This is a genomic window from Chthonomonas sp., assembly GCA_016788425.1.
In the GTDB taxonomy this organism is placed as follows: Bacteria; Armatimonadota; Fimbriimonadia; order Fimbriimonadales; family Fimbriimonadaceae; genus JAEURQ01.
The window spans coordinates 72402-90715 of the sequence record JAEURQ010000004.1 but is presented as its reverse complement, the minus strand read 5'-3'; the positions used below and the strand labels follow the sequence as shown (position 1 = coordinate 90715).

The following is an 18314-nucleotide window of genomic DNA, read 5'->3' as shown; positions in this document are numbered from 1 at the left end:
GGCGGTGAACAAAACCGTTTTGGGGGTCATCGTCGCCATCGCCGTGGTCTGCACGGGCGGCACCTGGATGATGTCCGTCGGCCTGCGCTCGGCCAAAAAGGTCAGCGACGAAGCTTTCAAGTTTGTCAACCAGGAGATTCCGCCGATTCTGCAAAGTTGGGACGCCAAGCGTGTGACGCCGATTGCACACCCGGAGCTCATACGGAACAACCCGGAACCCCAAACCCAAAAGGTGTTCAACGAGCTCAAGGCCAAGCTCGGCGACTTTAAGAGCATCGGTTCTTGGCGAACGCTCGGGTTCAATCCGAACTTTCAGGTGGATGGCAAGAAGACGATCGCCGCGAATCTTGAAGGCGAGGCAAGTTTTAGCAAAGGCACCGCCTATGTGGAAGTCACGCTGATTCGGCCCGGCAAAACCTGGCAACTCGCGAAGCTGTTCGTTCGCGATGTCGCGGGCATGCGTACCTCTGACAAGTGAGCGCCGAGTTCGCCCGCGAGTACTGGTCGCTCCGCTCGCCTGAGTGGGATGGCCGCACGCTGACTAGCGGCGCGTGGCAGGGCCACGTATGGCAGCACGACCTCACGTTCAACGGGCCGCGCTCCGATACCCTGATTCTGCACGTCACCGGCGGAGTGCCGAACGAGGTGGACGAATCGCTGGCCAATCAGTTGGCCGAGCGAAGCGGGCTCGGGGTGGCCACCCTGTACGGAATCCCCAACCAGCCGCTGTTTGATCGCACCGAGGACGATCTGATCGCGTACACCTTCGACCAGTTCCTCAGCAGCGGCGACCCGACTTGGCCCCTGCTTTTGCCCATGACCCGCGCCGCGCTCGCCGCTATGGACGTGCTGCCCGCTGAACGATTTATTGTCACCGGGAGCAGTAAGCGAGGTTGGACCACGTGGCTCGCAGGCGGCAGTGGCGACTCGCGCATTGTGGGGCTCGTTCCGCGGGTGTTCGACAACCTCAACCTTATCGCCCAGCTGCGCCATCAAATGGAGTTGTGGGGTGAGTACAGCCCGATGATCCAGCCGTACATCGACCACAACCTGCAAGATCGAGTCGGCTCGCCTCGCGGCCAAGAACTGGCCCGGATGGTGGACCCGCTCACCTACGCAGGCGCGATCACTTGCCCGGTGTACGCGATGCACGGCCTCAACGACCCCTATTGGACGGTGGACGCGCACACGCTTTATTGGGACCAGTTGGCGATGCCGCGCGCGATGTTCGGGGTGCCCAACACGCCGCACAATCACGGCGATAGCATTCTTGCTCACCCGAGCATCGCCGCCTTTTGCCGGCTCGTGGCCCAGGGCAAGTCCTTGCCGACCGAAAACCCCGACCGCCAGGAAATCTGGCGAGCGACGGGGCATCAGAATCGGTTCGCCGAGAGCGAGTGGACACTCAACGGCTCGACGCAAAACAACGTCGCCGAAGTAACGCTCAGTTACTTCGGCGACCTCATCACCACCTCGGCGGTACGGATTCTGGGTTAGCCCTTGTGGCCAACCGCGGCGACCGGCTTGGTCTTCGCCGTGTACTTGGCGGCATCCTTTTGCATCTTCGGCAGGCAGCCGGCGCAGCAGATGTAGTAGCGCACACCCTTCACGTCTACATAGGCAAACGCGTCCTTGGGGCTGGCCATCTTGTCACCGGCGACCGGGCAAGTCAGAACTTCCTTGGCCGGGAGAGCGGCAAACTTTTCGGGCTTGGCCTTGAACGTATCCAGGTTTGCCTTGCTATCGAACGAGTAGCGAATGCCCTTGTAGTCGGTCGTGAAGCCCGCGCCGGTATCCACCTTTTTGCCGGTCACCGGGTCGAAAAGGAAGCGGCCAAACGTGGCCGTGCCCTTCGCATTTTGGGCAACAAACTTGGCCGGGTTCTTGGCGAACTGACCGTCGCAACCTTCGCAGCAGAAGTGGAAGACAGCGCCCGCGTAGACCACCGACGGGCCTTCGAGGTTGGCGTTGCCCTTGGTCATGACGGAGCAGTGCAGCGGTTCAACGGTTTGTTGAGGAGTGGCGAAAGCGAGCGTTGCAATGAGAGTTGTAATCATGGTGTTTCCGAGAGATTACCGCCCCCAACTCCACATGAGCGCGGGTCGCTTGCCGCCGATGAGATAAACCCCCACCGACTGCGCGCCCAGGCCCACCGTAAAGAAGGGGTGGCGTTCGTGTCCATCGTCTTGAATGCCCAGCGTGTACCGCGAGTTCCAGGTCTTTTTGATCCCCCAGAGCCCGTGTCCGTGCGCTTCATTTGAGCGCAACCCGATGCCTACATAGGCATTGATGCTGTTGAAATTCTTCTCTGCCGTAACGAAGTAGCCCGGATTGCCGGTCGAGATGCCTTGCATGCCGACCCCGACTCGCAGCAGCGGCACCCGCGCGGTTTCGCGGTTGAGGGCATAGTTGCCGAGCGCGCGGAACGCGCCTTGTTGCCACAGGTACGCCACGCCCAAATGCAGGCGCGAGGAGGGCGAGTACCAAACAAAGGTCTCACCTTTGGTCGCAGTGAACGGCGCGTACACCGTGCTTGTACGCAACATCGGAATCTTTGTGGTCGCCGGACCGGCGCCAAAACCTCCGGCGGTTCACAACGGGCAGCCGCCACTGGATTGAGCAAATCCGGTGGCCGCCGCTACCCCAAGAGCAAGGAGAAGAGTGGTCTTCACGCGTCTAGCATAACCTATTTCGGGTAGCGTTTCGATTGTGCAGGAAGTCACCGGGTTTGCCGAATCGCTTGAATCTCAGTTAGGTCGCGTCATCGTGGGTCAACAGGCCGTCATTCGCCAGTTGCTCGTCGCGATTTTGTGCAACGGCCACGCGCTGCTGGAAGGCGTGCCGGGTGTCGCCAAAACGCTCATGGTGCGCTCGCTGGCGCACTGCCTTTCGCTCGAGTTTACGCGGGTTCAGTTTACGCCCGACCTCATGCCGAGCGACGTGGTGGGGACCACCGTGTTCAACCCGAAGACGGTTGACTTTGAACTCAAGAAAGGGCCGATTTTCACGAACATCTTGCTCGCCGACGAAATCAATCGGACTCCGCCGAAGACTCAGGCCGCGCTGTTGGAAGCGATGGAAGAACGCCAGGTGACGATTGACGGCGAGACGCACCCGCTGGGCGATCAGTTCCTGGTCTTCGCGACCCAAAACCCGATCGAGTTCGAGGGCACGTACCCGCTTCCCGAGGCGCAGCAAGACCGCTTCTTGCTCAAGATTCTGCTGAGCTACCCCGGCGCCGAGGCGGAGACGGAAGTCTTGCGCCGCGTACACGGCGGGTTCCGCGCTCAGAACTTGGATGAGGTTGGCCTGCAAGCCGTGGCGAACCCGGACAAGCTCCGCGAGCTTCGCGCCAAGGTGAACAGCGTGCGGGTTGAGGACAACATTTTTGGCTACATCTACGGTCTGGTCGCCGCGACCCGCAACTCGCCGGACATCGCCGTCGGTGCCTCGCCGCGCGCCGGCATCGCATTGTTGCTGTGCGCCAAAGCAGCGGCGGCGTTGCAGGGCCGCGACTACGTGATTCCGGATGACGTGAAATCGTTCGCGCCGCCCGTGTTGCGTCACCGCATTTTGGTGCGGCCTGAGGTGGAGATCGAAGGCATCACGCCCGATCGCGTCTTGCAGGGGATTATTGACGGTCAGGCCGTTCCCCGGTAGTTTCGCCGTCTCGGCGGTCTCGTAGTCGTCCCGACCGTATCTCCGCCGTCCCGGCGGTCACGTAGTCGTCCGGACCGTATCTCCGCCGTCTCGGCGGTCACGTGGTCGTCTCGGCGGTCACGTAGTCGTCCGGACCGTATCTCCGCCGTCTCCGCGGTCCCGTAGTCGTCCGGACCGTATCTCCGCCGTCTCGGCGGTCTCGTAGTCGTCCGGATCCTATCTCCGCCGTCTCGGCGGTCCCGTAGTCGTCTGGACCGTATCTCCGCCGTCCCGACCGTATCTCCGCCGTCCCGACCGTATCTCCGCCGTCTCGGAGGTCACTTGGTCGTCTGGACCGTATCTCCGCCGTCCCGGCGGTCTCGTAGTCAAGCCGCAGGGAACCGCCGAGACGGCGAAGATACTCAAGCGCGACGCGAAAGCAGGTGGCCGAAAGCCGCAGGGAATCGCCGAAACGACGAAGATACTCAAGCGCGACGCGAAAGCAGGTGGCCAAACGCCGCAGGGAATCGCCGAGACGGCGAAGATACTCAAGCGCGACGTGAGAGCAGGTGGCCGAACGCCGCAGGGAAATCGCCGAGACGGCGAAGATACTCAAGCCCGACGCGAAAGCAGGTGACCGAAAGCCGCAGGGGAATCGCCGAGACGGCGATGATACTCAAGCGCGACGCGAAAGCAGGTGGCCGAAAGCCGCAGGGGAATCGCCGAGACGGCGAAGATACTCAAGCACCTACCTCGCTTGGTCGTGGAGGCGTCGAGGCGACTCATGCCACTTCTTGCCCTTGAGTCGTTGGCGCGGTGCCGCGCGGCACGCCTCGCTGCAACAGCGCCCGGTTGATTCCTCACACTCCGGGCAAAGGATCATGCGCAGGTTGCACTCGACGTTCGCGCAGTTGACGTAGTTGGCGCTCGCCGCGCCGCATTGGCGACAGGCGGTGAGCGGCTGCGAGCGCTCGCCCGCCGACACCTGCACGCGCTCGTCGAACACCACGTTCACCCCGACGAACCCCTCGCCGGCGGTAGCCGGGTCTTGGCCGTACTTTACGATCCCGCCGTCGAGTTGAAACACGTTCTCAAATCCGTTGGCGAGCATCCATGCGGTGAGCTTTTCGCACCGGATACCGCCCGTGCAATAGGTGAGAATCTGCTTCCCCGCGAACTCGTCGCGATGCGCCTGAAGCCACTCGGGCAGCTCGCGAAAGTTCTGAATCGGCGGACAGATCGCGTTCGCGAAATGGCCGAGTTCGCTTTCGTAGGCGTTGCGACCGTCGAGAATCACGGCGTCTTCGCGGGCCATCATGTCGCGCCAAGTCTCGGCGTCGAGGTGGAGGGCGGTCGGGCCCGAAGCGTCGGCACCCAACGTGATGATTTCGGGCCGGACCCGCACGTGCATCGCTTTAAACGCGTGCCCCTCGGCCGGATCGACCTTGAACTCCATGTCGCCGAACCCGGGTTCCGCGCGGAGCGCGGTTTGGTAAGCCTCGCAATCGGCCACCAACCCGCTGACCGTGCCGTTGATGCCTTCCGGCGCGATGAGGATGCGGCCGCGCAAATTAAGCTTCTCGCACAACTCCCGGTGCCGACGAGCAAATCCTTCCGGATCGGCCACCTCGGTAAACCAGTAGTACAGCAAAACCTGAAAAGCCATGCGAGCTTTCATTTTACTCGCCCGAGTTTTGAGGCCAGATATGGAACGATAGCCATGGCGAGACTGTTAAGTTTGGGGTGCTGCCGATTCCTCACAGGTAAACTTGGGGAAAACGAGCGGCGATTTTTCGCAATCTCGAAGGAAATTTATGAGTAAAGATTTGGTTTTGGTCACGGGTGCCGGGGGCTTCATTGGCGGTCACCTCGTTAGGACCTTGTTGGACGAAGGATTTAAGGTTCGCGCCGTGGATATTAAGCCGTTCCACCGCTGGTACCAACTGCACGATGGCGTCGAAAATATCGAAGGCGATTGTAGCAAGCTGGATGTCTGCATGGCCATCACCAAGGATGTCGCCGACGTTTACAATCTGAGCGCCGACATGGGCGGCATGGGCTTTATCGAAAACAATAAGGCGCTGTGCATGCTCACGGTTCTCATCAACACGCACCTGCTCATGGGCGCGAAGGAGAACGGCTGCAAGCGATTCTTCTTTGCCAGCTCGGCCTGTGTGTACGCCGGCTACAAGCAAAAGGACCCCAACATCACCGGCCTCGCCGAAGAAGATGCCTACCCCGCGGATGCCGAAGACGGCTACGGCTGGGAAAAGCTGTTCAGCGAGCGCATGTGCCGCCACTTTATGGAAGACTTCGGTCTGCACTGCCGCGTGGCCCGATTCCACAACGTGTACGGCCCGCAAGGCACCTATGCCGGTGGCCGCGAAAAGGCTCCGGCTGCCATGTGCCGCAAGGTCGTGGACGCGATTACCTCGGGCAAGTCCGACATCGAAATTTGGGGCGACGGCCACCAAACGCGCTCGTTCATGTATATCGACGACTGCACCAAGGGCATTCGCATGATCATGGACAGCAACATCGAGTATCCGATTAACCTCGGCTCGGCGGAAAAGGTGTCCATCAACGAGCTGCTCAGCGTCGTTGAAGACATCGCCGACGTGAAGCTGAACCGCAACTACAAGCTCGACGCGCCGAAGGGTGTGAACGGTCGCAACTCGATCAACACACTCATCCAAAAGGAACTCGGCTGGGAGCCCTCGATTCCGCTGCGCGACGGCATGGAAAAGACGTACGTGTGGATTAAGGATCAGATGGATCGCGGGATCAACCCCGACAAGTTCGACTGAGCCCGTTGACTCAAAGCAAAGTGGGGGATCGCCGAATGGCGATCCCCCACTTTTTTGTGCGTGTCCCGAGCTTAGAACTTGAAGCCGACGCTCAGGTTGGCGCGGTTGACGTCGCCGCCGCGCACCTTGCTCACAAGGAAGTAGCTGAGCTCAAAGAACTCGCCCGACTTGCCGTTCATGCCGAGCATCAGCTTAGCGCCCATGCGAGTCATGGTCTTGCTGGTGCCCGCCGGAAGCCCGTCGCCAGTAGCGCGGGTCGGCCGTCCTTCGTTGTTGTTGTTGTTGTTGTTGTTGGCCGCCGTACGAAGTCGCGTGCTGAACGCGCCGACGCCAAAGCCGCCGTAGAACCCGCCCGATTGGCCGAGCATAATGCGCGTGCCGTAGGTCAGACCGATGGCGTTGATGCGGTTGCCATTGCCGGCGACATCAATGAAGTCGAGGTCCACGCCCGGCGTGCCGCGACCCGGCGCGATCATGCACGGGATTCCCGGGCGGTAGGTGAGCCCGACCGCAAAGTGCGAGTCGCGCGTGAAGTTGTTGGTGCCCTTGTTGGTGAAGGTGCCGAGCCCGACGCGAGCGGCGAGCGGCTTAGCCTTGGCTTCGGCCACGCAAGGATCCATTTGGGCGAATGCGCCCGTCGCGCAAGCCGCGACAATGAGGATTGAGAAGGATTTCATAGCTGTTTAGCGGGCGCAAGTGCGCCCAGCGCAAGGGTTATAACACGCCACGCGCAAAAATGGGGAGCCTTTTCGGGCTCCCCCCTGGAGTTTGAGAGAGATTGGGACGCGGCCTACGCGCTGACCAGTTCCGGACGGGCACGCCAGGCACGGGTTTGATCCCACACGAGGCGGGCGATGTCCACGATATCCTGCGATGCATCGGCGTGCGGCGCGTGCAACACATAGGGCTTGCGCACGCGGGTTGCATGCGCGGCTTGCGCATCGGCCCGCACGTGCCCCAGGTAGTACAGGTCGCGACCCAGGAAGTTCTTACTCACCGTGTTGAGGTGATTGAACAACGCCAACGCTTCTTCCGCCGAAGTCGCCATGTTGACCACGACGCGGATAATCGCCTCGGGATTGCGCTTCCACGCGACCTTGGCCGCCGCGTAAGCGTCGGTCACCGCCGTCGGATCGGGAGTTGTCACAAGCACGATCTCATCGGCTTGCTTGAGAAACGCCACTACGCGGTTTTCGAGGCCGGCCGCCGTGTCGTAGAGCAGCACGTCGGTGCTCGCCGAGAGCTCCTGAATCTGATCAAAGAACTGACCAAGGCGCTTGGGACCGGCCGTCATGAGCTTACTCACGGCGCTTCCGCCGACGGCGACTCGAATTCCGGCCGGGCCGCGCGTCAAGGAATCGGTGAGCGAAACGTCGCCATCCACCACATCCTTGAGCGTGTAGTCGGCCTTCAGTCCGATTGCCACGTCGACATTGGCGAGTTGCAAGTCCGCATCGAACAGCACCACGTTTTGTCCGAACTGCGAGAGCGCGATGGCGAGATTCGCCGAGAACGTTGTCTTGCCGACGCCGCCCTTGCCGCTTGTGATTGCGATGGACTTCATGCTGCGAGTCCTCGCGAATTCAGAAACGCGTACGATTGGTCGAGCGCGGCGATCAGCGAGTCGCGATCGCTTGCTTCCGGCTTTTTGCGGCGCACTTCTTGCACTTCCACCACGGCCTTGCGCGGCACGTCGAGGCCGTAATAGTAGGCAATCGCGTCGTGCAATTCGCTGGCGGTGGCCATGGCCGGCACAATCCGAAGCCGCAGCGTCGTGCTCAGCTGGTCGAGCGTATCGAGTTCCAGCGGATCGGCGATCACGCAAACCAGCGCGCCGTTGTCCATTTTCACCGGCAACACGAGGCTATGCAGCGCGTTGTACGCCGGAATCTGGTTGAGCGCGTCCGGATGCGGATGCACCTCGTCCAGATGAACCACCGGCAGTCGGTACTGCGCGGCCAAACATTTGGTCACTTGCGTCTCGGTTGCCAATCCCATCGCCACCAGCAACTCGCCCAATCGGGCGCCGCTGCGGCGTTGGGCGGCCAAGACGCGGTCAATTTGGTCGGCGCTAACAATGCCCTCGCCCACCAGCATTTCCCCTAATCGTTGATATTCCCTCACTACCCTTTGCGGGAGTCATGAAAACTCCCTTCCTCCGCAAAAGATGTTCCATTCACCGGCAAGTTTGACCCTAGTAAGTTTGCCAACATGACGGGGAGTGAACCTTCAAATGAGCTAGAATTTTCTTAATGTCCGCCCGCGACACCATTCTCCAAAGCCTTGCCCAGTCCCCCGCTCGCGGAGCCGCATTGCGCCGCGAGGCGATGACCGCGCTGAGCGGTTTGCCCGACTACGAATGGTCGGGAATCTACCGCCTGGAAGGCGACACGCTGGTGCTGGATGAGTACGTCGGCGACGCCACCGACCACACCCACATTCCGGTCGGGCGCGGCGTCTGCGGAACCGCGGTCGCCGAAAACGCTAACCAGGTGATTGAGGATGTGCGGCAGCTTGAGAACTACCTTTCGTGCAGCACTAAAACGCGATCGGAGATTGTTGTGCTGATCCGTCGCGGCGGCGAGGAGATTCTCGGGCAGATTGACATTGACGGGCATGTCGTGGGCACGTTTGGCCCCGACGACGAAGAATTCCTAGAGCGCGTCGCCGCCATCCTCGCGGAGCGATGGGGCGCCTAACCCCGCGCTGGCTCACGGTCGGCACCCCAGAATATCGCGCCGCCGTGCAGTTGCGACGCGAAGTGTTGCGATTGCCGATTCAGCTGGACTTTGCGCCCGGTGACCTGGACCAAGACGCCCGCGAAGAGATGCTGAGCCTGTGGCAAGGGCAGCTGATTGTGGCCGCGTTGCACATCGCGCATCTGCCCTCGGGCGTGGCCAAGATTCGCCAGGTGGCGGTGGACAGCGCGTTCCGCGGCACCGGACTCGGACGCGAGATTATGCTTTTGGCCGAGCAACACCTGCGCGATAACGGCACCACTAAGGTGGAACTCAACGCCCGCGATGTCGTGATGCCGTTTTACGATGCCCTTGGCTACACGGTGGTGGGCGAGGGCTTTACCGAGGTGGGCATTCCCCACCACAAAATGACGAAACAACTATGACCACTCAGCAACTCATCGAAGCCTATTTGGACGCCTTTAACCGGCACGACGCGGAGGCGATGTTCGCCCTGCTCAGCCCGGAGATTGTCCACGACATCAACGAGGGCCTGAGCGAAACTGGCATCGCGGCGTTCCGCGCGTTTAAGGCGCACATGGACACCTGCTACCGGGAGCAGTTGCGCGAAACCGTGATCATGGCGAACGGCGATCGTGGCTGCCTCGACTTCATTTGCGACGGAACCTACTTGCAAGCCGATGCCGGATTGCCGCCGGCGCACGGCCAAACCTACAGCATCGCGGGCTGCGCAATCTTCCATTGTGCGGCGGGCAAGATCGTGCGCATCGTGAGTTACTACAACTTGCGCGAGTGGATCCGTCAAGTTTCGTGAACCGAACTGAGCGAATCCGGTAAACTTGCACCGTACATCGCGACCCTGCGAAGGGTCGCCCCGTAGAAGCAGAGAAGCAATGGCTACGACCACATATCCGAATTACAGCCCCGGCCTTGAAGGCGTCGTGGGCGGCATTACGACGATCAGCGAGATCGTTAGCGAAACCAGTTCGCTGATCTACCGCGGCATCAACGTCCACGACCTGGCCTCGCAAGGCTCCTTTGAGGAAACCGCTTACCTGCTCCTTAAGGGCAAGCTGCCGAACCAAGCCGAACTGGACGAATTTAAGAAGACCCTGGGCACCGAGCGCGAAGTTCCGCAAGAGGTCTACACCGCTCTGAAGCAACTGCCCAAGGATTGCCACCCGATGGACATCGCCAAGGTGGGCTTTGCGGTTTATGCTCCGTTTGACCCCGACTATGCCAAGCCGGCCACCGACCAAGAAGCCAACCTCCGTAAGGCGGTCCGCATTTTGGCCAAGGCTAGCACCATCGTGGGCAATGGTCACCGCATCCGCCAAGGTCTCGAGCCGATTAAGCCGAACCCGGATCATACGATTGCTCAAAACTTCCTGCACCTAATGACCGGCAACGCCCCCGATGCGGAAACCGCGCACGTGCTGGATAGCTCGCTGACGCTTTACGCCGAGCACGGATTCAACGCCTCGACGTTTGCTTGCCGCGTGACGGTGGCGACGCTCAGCGACATGTACAGCGGCATCGTCAGCGGCATTGGCACCCTCAAGGGCCCGCTTCACGGCGGCGCCAACGAAGAGGCCATGAAGATGATTCTTGAGATTGGTGAGCCAAGCAAGGCCGAAGCGTGGATTCGCGACGCTCTCGCCACCAAGAAGAAGATCATGGGCTTTGGTCACCGCGAATACAAAAAGCGTGACCCGCGCGCGATTTACATGACGAAGGTCGCGAAGGAGCTTTGCCAAAAGAGCGGCCAAACCAAGTGGGCCGAAATCGCCGACACGCTTGAGCATGTGATGGAGACCGAGAAGAACATCTTCCCGAACGTGGACTTCCCCGCCGCTTACGCCTACTACGTGCTGGACATTCCGATTGACCTTTACACCCCGATTTTCGTGGTGGCGCGGGTTTCGGGTTGGAGCGCCCATGCGCTGGAGCAGCTGGCCAACAACCGCCTGATCCGTCCGAACTGCATCTACGAGGGCCCGCACAACGTGGCCTACACGCCCATCGCCAGCCGCTAAGGCTTTCGGTAAGGGCTCATTTCAGCCGCTCCCCTTGTTGGGGGGCGGCTTTTGTTTTGGAAGGTGGGCGGGAGATTGTTGACAATTACTGCTCACTTGGATGTGCTCTGGCTGAGTAAGAGCCAACAGAGGGTGATCCGCTGGAAGTCTGCTGATGCCGAGCTTTGGAAGTATGCTCTCTCCAAGAGTTTACGATTCTAGTCAGGCGGAGCAAACTTTGAAGATTCAAGGGTAGAAGATGAGGTCAGTTACTGAGAACCTCGCGAAAGGCAGTAGGGCCCTAGTCGTCGCCACTCTAGTTTCCCTAACGGGGTGTAAAGAGATCAGCTCGAACGAGCCGCAACCGGACGCGAAGCAGCTGGGTTGGGATTCGGTTATCCTCACCAAAGAGCAGCTCGCTGCACCCAAGGGCTGGGAACCTAACGTGTTGATTCGAAGGCGTATTCACCATCGGGTTCGAGGTAAAGCGGCCTTCGCGGCGATTGCGAGCGATGTTGTTGGTGGTTCGGCCGACCAGTCATGGAGAACCCTTTCGACTCGTTTAGGTCGCGAGGATGTTGAGTCCCTTGTTGACGCGTTAGCCGCAAGCCGTCACTGTCAAGGAAGATCTGAACCAAATGATGCAGCTGATGAGCCCTATTACATCGTCTTCCTCGACAAGACTGAGAAGCCAATTGAGCATTTCCGAATGGGTGCCTTTGCTGACCTGGATGGGCCCGAACTAGCAGCCTTCAAGAGAGAACACTTTGTAGAACCTGACAACGTATGGAAACTCAGGTGGACAAAAGTGGATTGGCAGTTTGATGAGCCACCCATGTCGAACCCCAAGACGATCCGAGTGTCTAACCCAGCTGAACTTAGAAAGATTAAGCAAGCGCTCAGGCGGCAAAGACTCTCCGGCTACGATGGATGGTATCACGAGAGGAAGGAGAAATCTATTCTTTTGATCCATGACGATCAAGGAAGGTCATTTCCATTCCCACTAGGAATGTGGCAGGATGTCAAAGGGGAGTATCCTGAAAACCGCTGGAAGCCTCCCATGCACGATCTGATAAGAAATTACTTCGCTAAAGCGCAAGGGAATTTTGCGGGTGGAAAGTAGAGTTGATCAGTTGCCTCTAAACAACCTTTGTATATACACGTCACAATGACCCCGCTCTTTATCATTCAGATTCTGACTTTCACTTATCCGCCACCCATCCCAGATGGTCCGAATGACCTTCTCGGCGTCACTTCAACTAGGTATTCGCTTGAGGCATCTAAGGCCATTGATGAGAAGCAACATCCCTTCTCGCGTTCATTTCTAGACTCTATTCAAGAAGCGAGATCATCAACGGATGGTTCCAGAGCCTACGTTCTGAGGCGTAACAACATAAGTTGGGTTTTGGATGAGTGCTCCTCAGGGAGCATTCCGTGGCGAAGCATTTCCGTGCCCATAACTAGTCTCGAACAAGTCAGCTTTGATGGAACGGTCGTTTTCGGCAAGGCCGCAAACTCAAGCAACATGCAAGTTGCCGTATCTACGAGCTCGGGGAAGTCTTGCGCAGTTCCGAAAGGGAGACTGATCTCGACTTCTTCGGGCACATATGTTTGGCCGAACTCATCTGACGGCAACGCATTCCACCTCTCGAAAGAAAGCGCCCCTCGATTCGCTCGGTACGTTAGAAAACAAGATCTGCTGGCGCGACTGCGCCAAGAGTACGGCATGCCGAAACTGTCCCATAAGTTCATCATCGCGCACCCCGAACTGGTTGGAGGGCACGGCCAAGCAGTGTTCTCCGAAAAGCAGAGCAGCGGAATTGGTATGGTCTACTATGTTCAGGGCGCGATCCGTCACCCAATCGGTTCTCCGCCGGAGGGAACAACACCCTACGCAATTATGCTTCCGGAGACAGGGCATGCGCTGATTTCTCGAGCGGGTGAGAAGATCCAGGAAATCAAGGTCATTGCGGGTAAGGTTAAAGAGCGGATGCATTGGATCGGGCTCGGAGGAAAATTTGGCAGAAGCTGGGTAATGTTTAGATGATTCGTTCGTAGCAGCCCCCGTACAAGGTCGTTCGGACTGCCTTGTTATCAATGCCTCTCCATGGCGTGTTAAGTAAATCTAACTCACCGTGGGTGCTAGACGTAGAAGACCTTCATGATCTCGCTTTTCTGCTCCCTTCTCGTGGCTGGCGGTCCGCAAACCTATTGCATCGCGGACTCCTCGCAGGTGTCAATTGTCCGTGAGCATGGTGAAGGATACTCCTTGATCACGAGGAAGAATCTGAACTATAAAGACAAGGAAGCGGTGGTGGCAGCGACCTGGACGAAGCAAGCATACTTTGTCCTTCTTAGCAGTCCCAATCGTCAGAGTTTTCAAGTCGCACGGTACAACCTAAGAAACAAAACATGGAAGCAAGTGCCTCTCGCCGGTACAGCTGGGGACTTTAGCACATTGAGCACTGTTGACAATCAGTGCCTGGTCATCGGAAAGAAATTCGCGACGATTAGCGAATCTCTGAAATTCTCCAAACCAGTTGATCTTACATTAGACTCGACTTTCACGCGAGTAAATCAGAACAACCGATCGGAGGTGTGGGTCACAAACGCAACTGGCTTCAAAGAAGCGATGGTGAACATTAGACTCACTCGCATTCGTTCCTCCGCAGGAACGCTAACCCGCTCAACGTTTGATCTAATGGACATGCCCTTATGGGCGGGGAGCTATAGAGGCAAACCGACCTATACCGACGGCATAAACATCTATTGTTACAATAGCAAGGAATGGGAAACTTTCCCGCTGGCATCTAGAAAGAACGACATCATCTCAGAAATACACATAGGGTCAACTGGGTCTGTCGTGGTAGTGGGCCGTGAGAACGTAATGTGGCAAAAGTCGTTAAACGAGTCGTTAGGTTCCAAGCTCTTCGCTCATGATGGCAAGCAGGTCTCAGTGCAGATGTTCGGGCAGGAGTGCATTCTGATCAATCACACGGGTACCTGGGCCGAGATTTACAAGCTGAATATGACTTCGGGTGTCTTGGAAAAATCGACGCTGAAGGTTGGATCTGAACCTCCAACTTTTGTCACCGCGCTGGATGGCTAGTTCCTCTGCGCGACGATCGTCTAAACTAGCTTCATGAGCTCCACGAGGCGGGTCTCCCTACAGGGCGGGTCGCTACTTCAGAGGGGTCTTGAGGACCCTCAATGATTCGATGGGTCTATAAATCATCCGTATTGACCTATGATTCTCACTAGTATTATCGCCTTCGGGCTCATTGCACCGGCCAAGTTCAAGACCGATGTCGTGTACTTCATAGGGTATGGGGTGAATCTCTGCCGAGGAACCGTCACAATCGACCTTAGGACATCGACCTCTAGTCTGAAAACTACGGCATCCGTCAAGTTGCCTCGGATAAGCGCAGTGAATAGTCACTCCGACCAATTTCTTTCGCTCGTTGATGGTAGTAGTCTATCAATCTTGCGGATCAAACCGCTGAAGTCAGTGATCCGATTATCGCTTACGCATCCTCTAGAGTCCGATTGTGTCCAATGGTACCGAGATGGCGCACGGGCGCTGATTCGAGCGAACGGCAAATTCATGATGTTCGACGGGAATTCTGGAAAGCTTAAGGTTATCCGGGCACATAAACCTGGCGAGTCTGTTGCGGTAAAGAATCCGTGGCGTCCTGGCTTAGTTAATGGCAAAGGCATTTATCTTGTCCACGAGACAAAGTGGTACGAAGAAAAACCTGCTCATGTTCCAATCAGCGGCGGCTCAACTTTGGGCGGCTCCTATTCATCAGTGATCACAACCTGGGTGGGGCCAAAGAAAAAGTATTCTTATGAATTAGGAACAGCGGATACATCCTCGCCAACGAACAAGGATGGCACTTGGATTATGTTGAGCGCTGATGGTTTTTTCGTCGTGGACAACATTCGCAAATCTTATCAAGAGGTTCAAGGTTCAAAGCTGGATATTCAGGGGATGTGTATGCCATATCCATGGAGGGTTTCACCTTGATTTCGCCTTCAACTTGGGCTACTGCGCTGGACGGCTAGTTCCCCAGCGCGACGATCGTCTAAACTACCTTCATGAGCCTCACGAGTTTGAACCCGTTCTGGTTGTTGAGCTCGTTGCGCCCGAGTCTACTGACCTCTATCAGAGTCGGACAATCAGTTGCCAGCGAAATGCGTAAACCAATGATAGTTTCCCTACTCCTCCTCACTGTAGCCAAACAACACTTGCTCTTGCAGTTCGACGACCGAGCGTGTCTGTTTGAGTTATCCACAGGCCAGCCGGCCGGAAGGCTCGTGCGGCAAGTAGAACTAGAGCCCTATGGCCACCCGATTACGAACTATTCGAATTCAAAAATATTCTTCCAGCACCGGGAACTGCTAGACTCCGAGACGTTCCCACATAAGCGGCTCGAGATGAACGCTGATCTTAGCGGAGCTCCGCGAGAAGTCACGTATCCCTTCGACTCTTCCATCGTAGTAGACGGGGAAAGTGGCGTTGTGAAACAGTACGGGTCGAATCAAAGGTGGCGACTCCCGGAAGGGTGGGATGTTGTTGGCAGACTTAGTGAGTCCAGATTGCTCTTATCGAACAAGAGGCGGGAGTTATTCACGATTGGCGATCAAAATCTTAAACCAAACGCGGTAGTAGCGCCGTACCCAGATGCGAGATACAAAGTTCTGGTCTATCAATCTAAAAGGTATGATCTCTATTCGACGGAAACCCGAGATTGGCTTCTCGTTCGGAAGGATAGCACGGTCATTCTTTCGAAAGAAGGCGCCTGCGAAATTCCGAACGGAATCTGGATGATGAATCAAGTCCTCGGCGTCAACACGTGGACGGCGACTTCAGTATCCACCTTAAGATTCAGGAACTTAGACCCCCAGCGCAAACAGGTTTTTCTTAACACCACTAACCAGAAAGGAAGATCGTCCCAGAGTTGGGAGCTCCCAGATTGCTCGGGAGATGTACGTTTTGCACTCCTCCTTGGAACCCCGAACTCGTTTACAAAATATTAGGCCACAAATGTCATCCGTGAGTTCGAATCTTAACGCACCAATTGAGGTCCGGTACCTCACAAAAGAGCCGCTCCCAAAACTCGGGGAGCGGCTTTCTTTCTGGTTGCGCGGGCTTAGCGCTTACGGCGGCGGAGCAACATGGCCCCGGCCACGGCAAACACTCCCAACGAGCTAGGCTCGGGGGCGAGGATAATGCCGCCACTCCACTGAAGCGACGTAACATCTACCGCGCTCGTCGCGAAGCTCGACTGGATCACGTTTTCGGCGGAGTAATAGCTAATCCGAGTTTGTGCAGGGTTGGTCGCATCATCGCCCACAACGTAGTAGCCTGTATGAGCAGGCATAATCGACAGTCTAGCGGCGCTCGAGAAGAGCGAGGAGTTGTTCAGAGCTGTGGTGGATGTAGTCACCGAGAAGGTGGTCAGGTTCACGCTGAGGGTCAGCAGCTGATTGATTCCAGTTGGATTTTGATACACGATTCGGTACGAGTAAGAGTTGCCAACAACCATTCCTTGGCCCGTGCCAAAGGTGTTTACGTTGAACACGGAGGCGGCAAGCAGTGGGGTGGAAACGCCACCCACCATATTCGTGAAGCGACGAGCCTGCAGATCGCCTGATCCCACCGTGCCCAGCACAAAAAAGTCATTGTAAGAGTAGGCGAGCATCCCTACACTCGTAACCAGTGCCGTGCCGACACTTGTATGAGAAGCTAGACTGGCATCGTAGCGGAACACACTGTTGCTAAACACTTCCAGCAGCCCATCTCCCGAGGAGAGGCCGGTGGTCAGCACGTTCGGGATATTGCGCTGAGCTTCAGCGGCACCGGTGTTTGGGTCGTAGACTGTCGTCCCCGTTGCGCCAGTGTGAGCGACCCGGGTGGGGGTCATCACGGAAACATAGCGACGTGCCGCCCCCACCAGACCGACCGGTCCAAAGGAGCCCAGCGAAACGCCGGTCACCGGATCCAGGCGGACAACGCGGCCGGTGTTTTGATCCGGCAAGAGCATAAGGTCAAACGAGGCACTGGCCACTCCAGCCAAACCTAAGAAACACAAACCCGCGACAATACGCATGATGTTCTTGTTATATCAGACCACAAGCCGGAATGCCGCACAATTCTGTGTGGTCTGGCAATTTTCTGGGCTTATCGCCGACGGCGGCGGAGCATCATCGCCCCGGCCACGGCGAACACTCCCAGCGAGCTGGGCTCAGGCGCCAAGATGATGCCCGCTCCCCAGGTGGTCGTAGGCACATCAACCGCCGTGGTCGTAAAGTTGGCCAGCGGCATGCCTTGTTCACCGTAGTAGATTATCCGCGTGACGGCCGCGTTGGACGCGTCGTCGCCAATGACGTAGTAACCAGCGTGGGCGGGCACCACGCTTAGCTTGGAGGTCGCGAGAAACTGGTTGCTCAACTGAAAGGTATTCAAGCTCGTCGTTACTGCGAAACTGGTGAGGTTCACGGTGACTTGCATCAGTCGCAGTTGGTTGGCCGCATTAAGGCAAACCGTATGTTGGCGAAAAGTGTTCCCAGTGAACTTCCCTTGCGAGGCACCGAAACTTGTCGGATTAATCGCACTGGCCAGGAGCATCGTGGTCGTGGCGCCAGGCACCATGCCAGTGACTCGTCGAGCGACCAGGTCACCCGAAGCGTTAACGCCTTGAGCTATGAAGTCGTTGTAGCCAATGGGCATCAGCCCGTTGTTGGTGGTGAGCCCGGTGTCCACGCTGGTGCGAGCGAGGAAGAGGTCATACCGATAGACCGAAGTGTTAAATGCTTCCAGCAGCCCGGCGCCGTCCATTGTCGCTCTGGTAAAGGTATCCGCAATGGTCCCGGTCTGGGTCGCCTCGCCGTTGTTGGGGTTGTAAATCACCGTGCCCCCGCTACCGGTGTAAGCCACACGATTCGGGTCAATCACCGAGGCGTAGCGCCCCGCGAAGCCCACCGACCCACTCGGCCCAAAAGAACCCAGAGCAACCTGGTTGACGGGATCGAATCGGACGATGCGCCCGGTGGCGGTGTCCGGCAGGAACATCACATCGAATGAGGCGTGGGCCAGCCCGACCGATCCTAAGAGACACAATGCAGCGACAGTTCGCATAACCCACTAGTTA

Annotated in this window: 20 protein-coding genes; 12 read left to right on the top strand and 8 right to left on the bottom strand. The window is 57.8% G+C overall.

Annotation, left to right across the window (positions count from 1 at the left end; genetic code table 11):
• The first annotated feature begins 4 nt into the window (after positions 1 to 4).
• Both JNJ45_10245 and JNJ45_10240 read left to right on the top strand, forming a co-directional pair.
• Positions 5 to 478, top strand: a complete 474-nt coding sequence (locus JNJ45_10245; GenBank protein ID MBL8049047.1) for a hypothetical protein — start codon at positions 5 to 7, stop codon at positions 476 to 478.
• Positions 475 to 1497, top strand: coding sequence for a hypothetical protein (locus tag JNJ45_10240; GenBank protein MBL8049046.1), 1023 nt, complete (start codon positions 475 to 477; stop codon positions 1495 to 1497). Before JNJ45_10245 ends, JNJ45_10240 begins: the two co-directional genes overlap by 4 nt.
• Here the strand turns inward: JNJ45_10240 and JNJ45_10235 are convergent.
• Both JNJ45_10235 and JNJ45_10230 read right to left on the bottom strand, forming a co-directional pair.
• Entirely contained in the window at positions 1494 to 2057 is a 564-nt protein-coding gene (locus JNJ45_10235; protein MBL8049045.1) for a YHS domain-containing protein, read from the bottom strand. The genes JNJ45_10240 and JNJ45_10235 overlap by 4 nt on opposite strands.
• Positions 2058 to 2072: 15 nt before the next feature.
• Positions 2073 to 2546, bottom strand: coding sequence for a hypothetical protein (locus tag JNJ45_10230; protein MBL8049044.1), 474 nt, complete (start codon positions 2544 to 2546; stop codon positions 2073 to 2075).
• 163 nt (positions 2547 to 2709) lie between these two features.
• On the opposite strand from JNJ45_10230, the gene JNJ45_10225 reads away from it, so the two are divergent.
• Positions 2710 to 3660 carry a MoxR family ATPase gene (locus JNJ45_10225; GenBank protein MBL8049043.1) on the top strand — a complete coding sequence of 317 codons (951 nt, stop codon included), beginning with the start codon at positions 2710 to 2712 and terminating at the stop codon, positions 3658 to 3660.
• A 727-nt stretch (positions 3661 to 4387) separates the two neighbouring features.
• Here the strand turns inward: JNJ45_10225 and JNJ45_10220 are convergent.
• The gene (locus tag JNJ45_10220) at positions 4388 to 5305 is read right to left on the bottom strand and encodes a rhodanese-related sulfurtransferase (GenBank protein MBL8049042.1); all 918 of its coding nucleotides are present in this window, start codon (positions 5303 to 5305) and stop codon (positions 4388 to 4390) included.
• Between the two features lie 148 nt (positions 5306 to 5453).
• On the opposite strand from JNJ45_10220, the gene JNJ45_10215 reads away from it, so the two are divergent.
• Positions 5454 to 6446 (top strand): NAD-dependent epimerase/dehydratase family protein, encoded by a 993-nt coding sequence (locus tag JNJ45_10215; GenBank protein MBL8049041.1) that lies wholly within the window; start codon positions 5454 to 5456, stop codon positions 6444 to 6446.
• Between the two features lie 71 nt (positions 6447 to 6517).
• On the opposite strand, the gene JNJ45_10210 is transcribed toward JNJ45_10215, so the two are convergent.
• The 3 genes from JNJ45_10210 to JNJ45_10200 all read right to left on the bottom strand — a co-directional run bounded on the left by JNJ45_10210 (position 6518) and on the right by JNJ45_10200 (position 8543).
• The gene (locus JNJ45_10210; GenBank protein MBL8049040.1) at positions 6518 to 7123 is read right to left on the bottom strand and encodes an outer membrane beta-barrel protein; all 606 of its coding nucleotides are present in this window, start codon (positions 7121 to 7123) and stop codon (positions 6518 to 6520) included.
• Positions 7124 to 7236: 113 nt separating this feature from the next.
• Positions 7237 to 8010 (bottom strand): MinD/ParA family protein, encoded by a 774-nt coding sequence (locus tag JNJ45_10205; protein ID MBL8049039.1) that lies wholly within the window; start codon positions 8008 to 8010, stop codon positions 7237 to 7239.
• Complete coding sequence (locus tag JNJ45_10200) at positions 8007 to 8543, bottom strand: hypothetical protein (protein ID MBL8049038.1); 537 nt, start codon at positions 8541 to 8543, stop codon at positions 8007 to 8009. Before JNJ45_10200 ends, JNJ45_10205 begins: the two co-directional genes overlap by 4 nt.
• 155 nt (positions 8544 to 8698) lie before the next feature.
• On the opposite strand from JNJ45_10200, the gene JNJ45_10195 reads away from it, so the two are divergent.
• From JNJ45_10195 to JNJ45_10160, 8 genes are all read left to right on the top strand, one after another.
• A complete protein-coding gene (locus JNJ45_10195) occupies positions 8699 to 9145 on the top strand; it encodes a GAF domain-containing protein (protein MBL8049037.1) in 447 nt (148 codons plus the stop codon).
• Positions 9133 to 9570, top strand: a complete 438-nt coding sequence (locus tag JNJ45_10190; GenBank protein MBL8049036.1) for a GNAT family N-acetyltransferase — start codon at positions 9133 to 9135, stop codon at positions 9568 to 9570. Before JNJ45_10195 ends, JNJ45_10190 begins: the two co-directional genes overlap by 13 nt.
• Entirely contained in the window at positions 9567 to 9959 is a 393-nt protein-coding gene (locus tag JNJ45_10185) for a nuclear transport factor 2 family protein (protein ID MBL8049035.1), read from the top strand. Before JNJ45_10190 ends, JNJ45_10185 begins: the two co-directional genes overlap by 4 nt.
• A 79-nt stretch (positions 9960 to 10038) precedes the next feature.
• The gene (locus tag JNJ45_10180; protein MBL8049034.1) at positions 10039 to 11181 is read left to right on the top strand and encodes a citrate synthase; all 1143 of its coding nucleotides are present in this window, start codon (positions 10039 to 10041) and stop codon (positions 11179 to 11181) included.
• 238 nt (positions 11182 to 11419) lie between these two features.
• Positions 11420 to 12283 (top strand): hypothetical protein, encoded by an 864-nt coding sequence (locus JNJ45_10175; protein ID MBL8049033.1) that lies wholly within the window; start codon positions 11420 to 11422, stop codon positions 12281 to 12283.
• Between the two features lie 45 nt (positions 12284 to 12328).
• Entirely contained in the window at positions 12329 to 13207 is an 879-nt protein-coding gene (locus JNJ45_10170; GenBank protein MBL8049032.1) for a hypothetical protein, read from the top strand.
• A 114-nt stretch (positions 13208 to 13321) separates the two neighbouring features.
• A complete protein-coding gene (locus JNJ45_10165) occupies positions 13322 to 14269 on the top strand; it encodes a hypothetical protein (GenBank protein ID MBL8049031.1) in 948 nt (315 codons plus the stop codon).
• Between the two features lie 495 nt (positions 14270 to 14764).
• On the top strand, positions 14765 to 15187 hold the full coding sequence (locus tag JNJ45_10160) for a hypothetical protein (GenBank protein MBL8049030.1): 423 nt from the start codon (positions 14765 to 14767) through the stop codon (positions 15185 to 15187).
• Positions 15188 to 16313: 1126 nt separating this feature from the next.
• Here the strand turns inward: JNJ45_10160 and JNJ45_10155 are convergent.
• Both JNJ45_10155 and JNJ45_10150 read right to left on the bottom strand, forming a co-directional pair.
• Positions 16314 to 17273 (bottom strand): PEP-CTERM sorting domain-containing protein, encoded by a 960-nt coding sequence (locus tag JNJ45_10155; GenBank protein ID MBL8049029.1) that lies wholly within the window; start codon positions 17271 to 17273, stop codon positions 16314 to 16316.
• A gap of 71 nt (positions 17274 to 17344) precedes the next feature.
• Entirely contained in the window at positions 17345 to 18301 is a 957-nt protein-coding gene (locus JNJ45_10150) for a PEP-CTERM sorting domain-containing protein (GenBank protein ID MBL8049028.1), read from the bottom strand.
• Between the last annotated feature and the right edge of the window lie 13 nt (positions 18302 to 18314).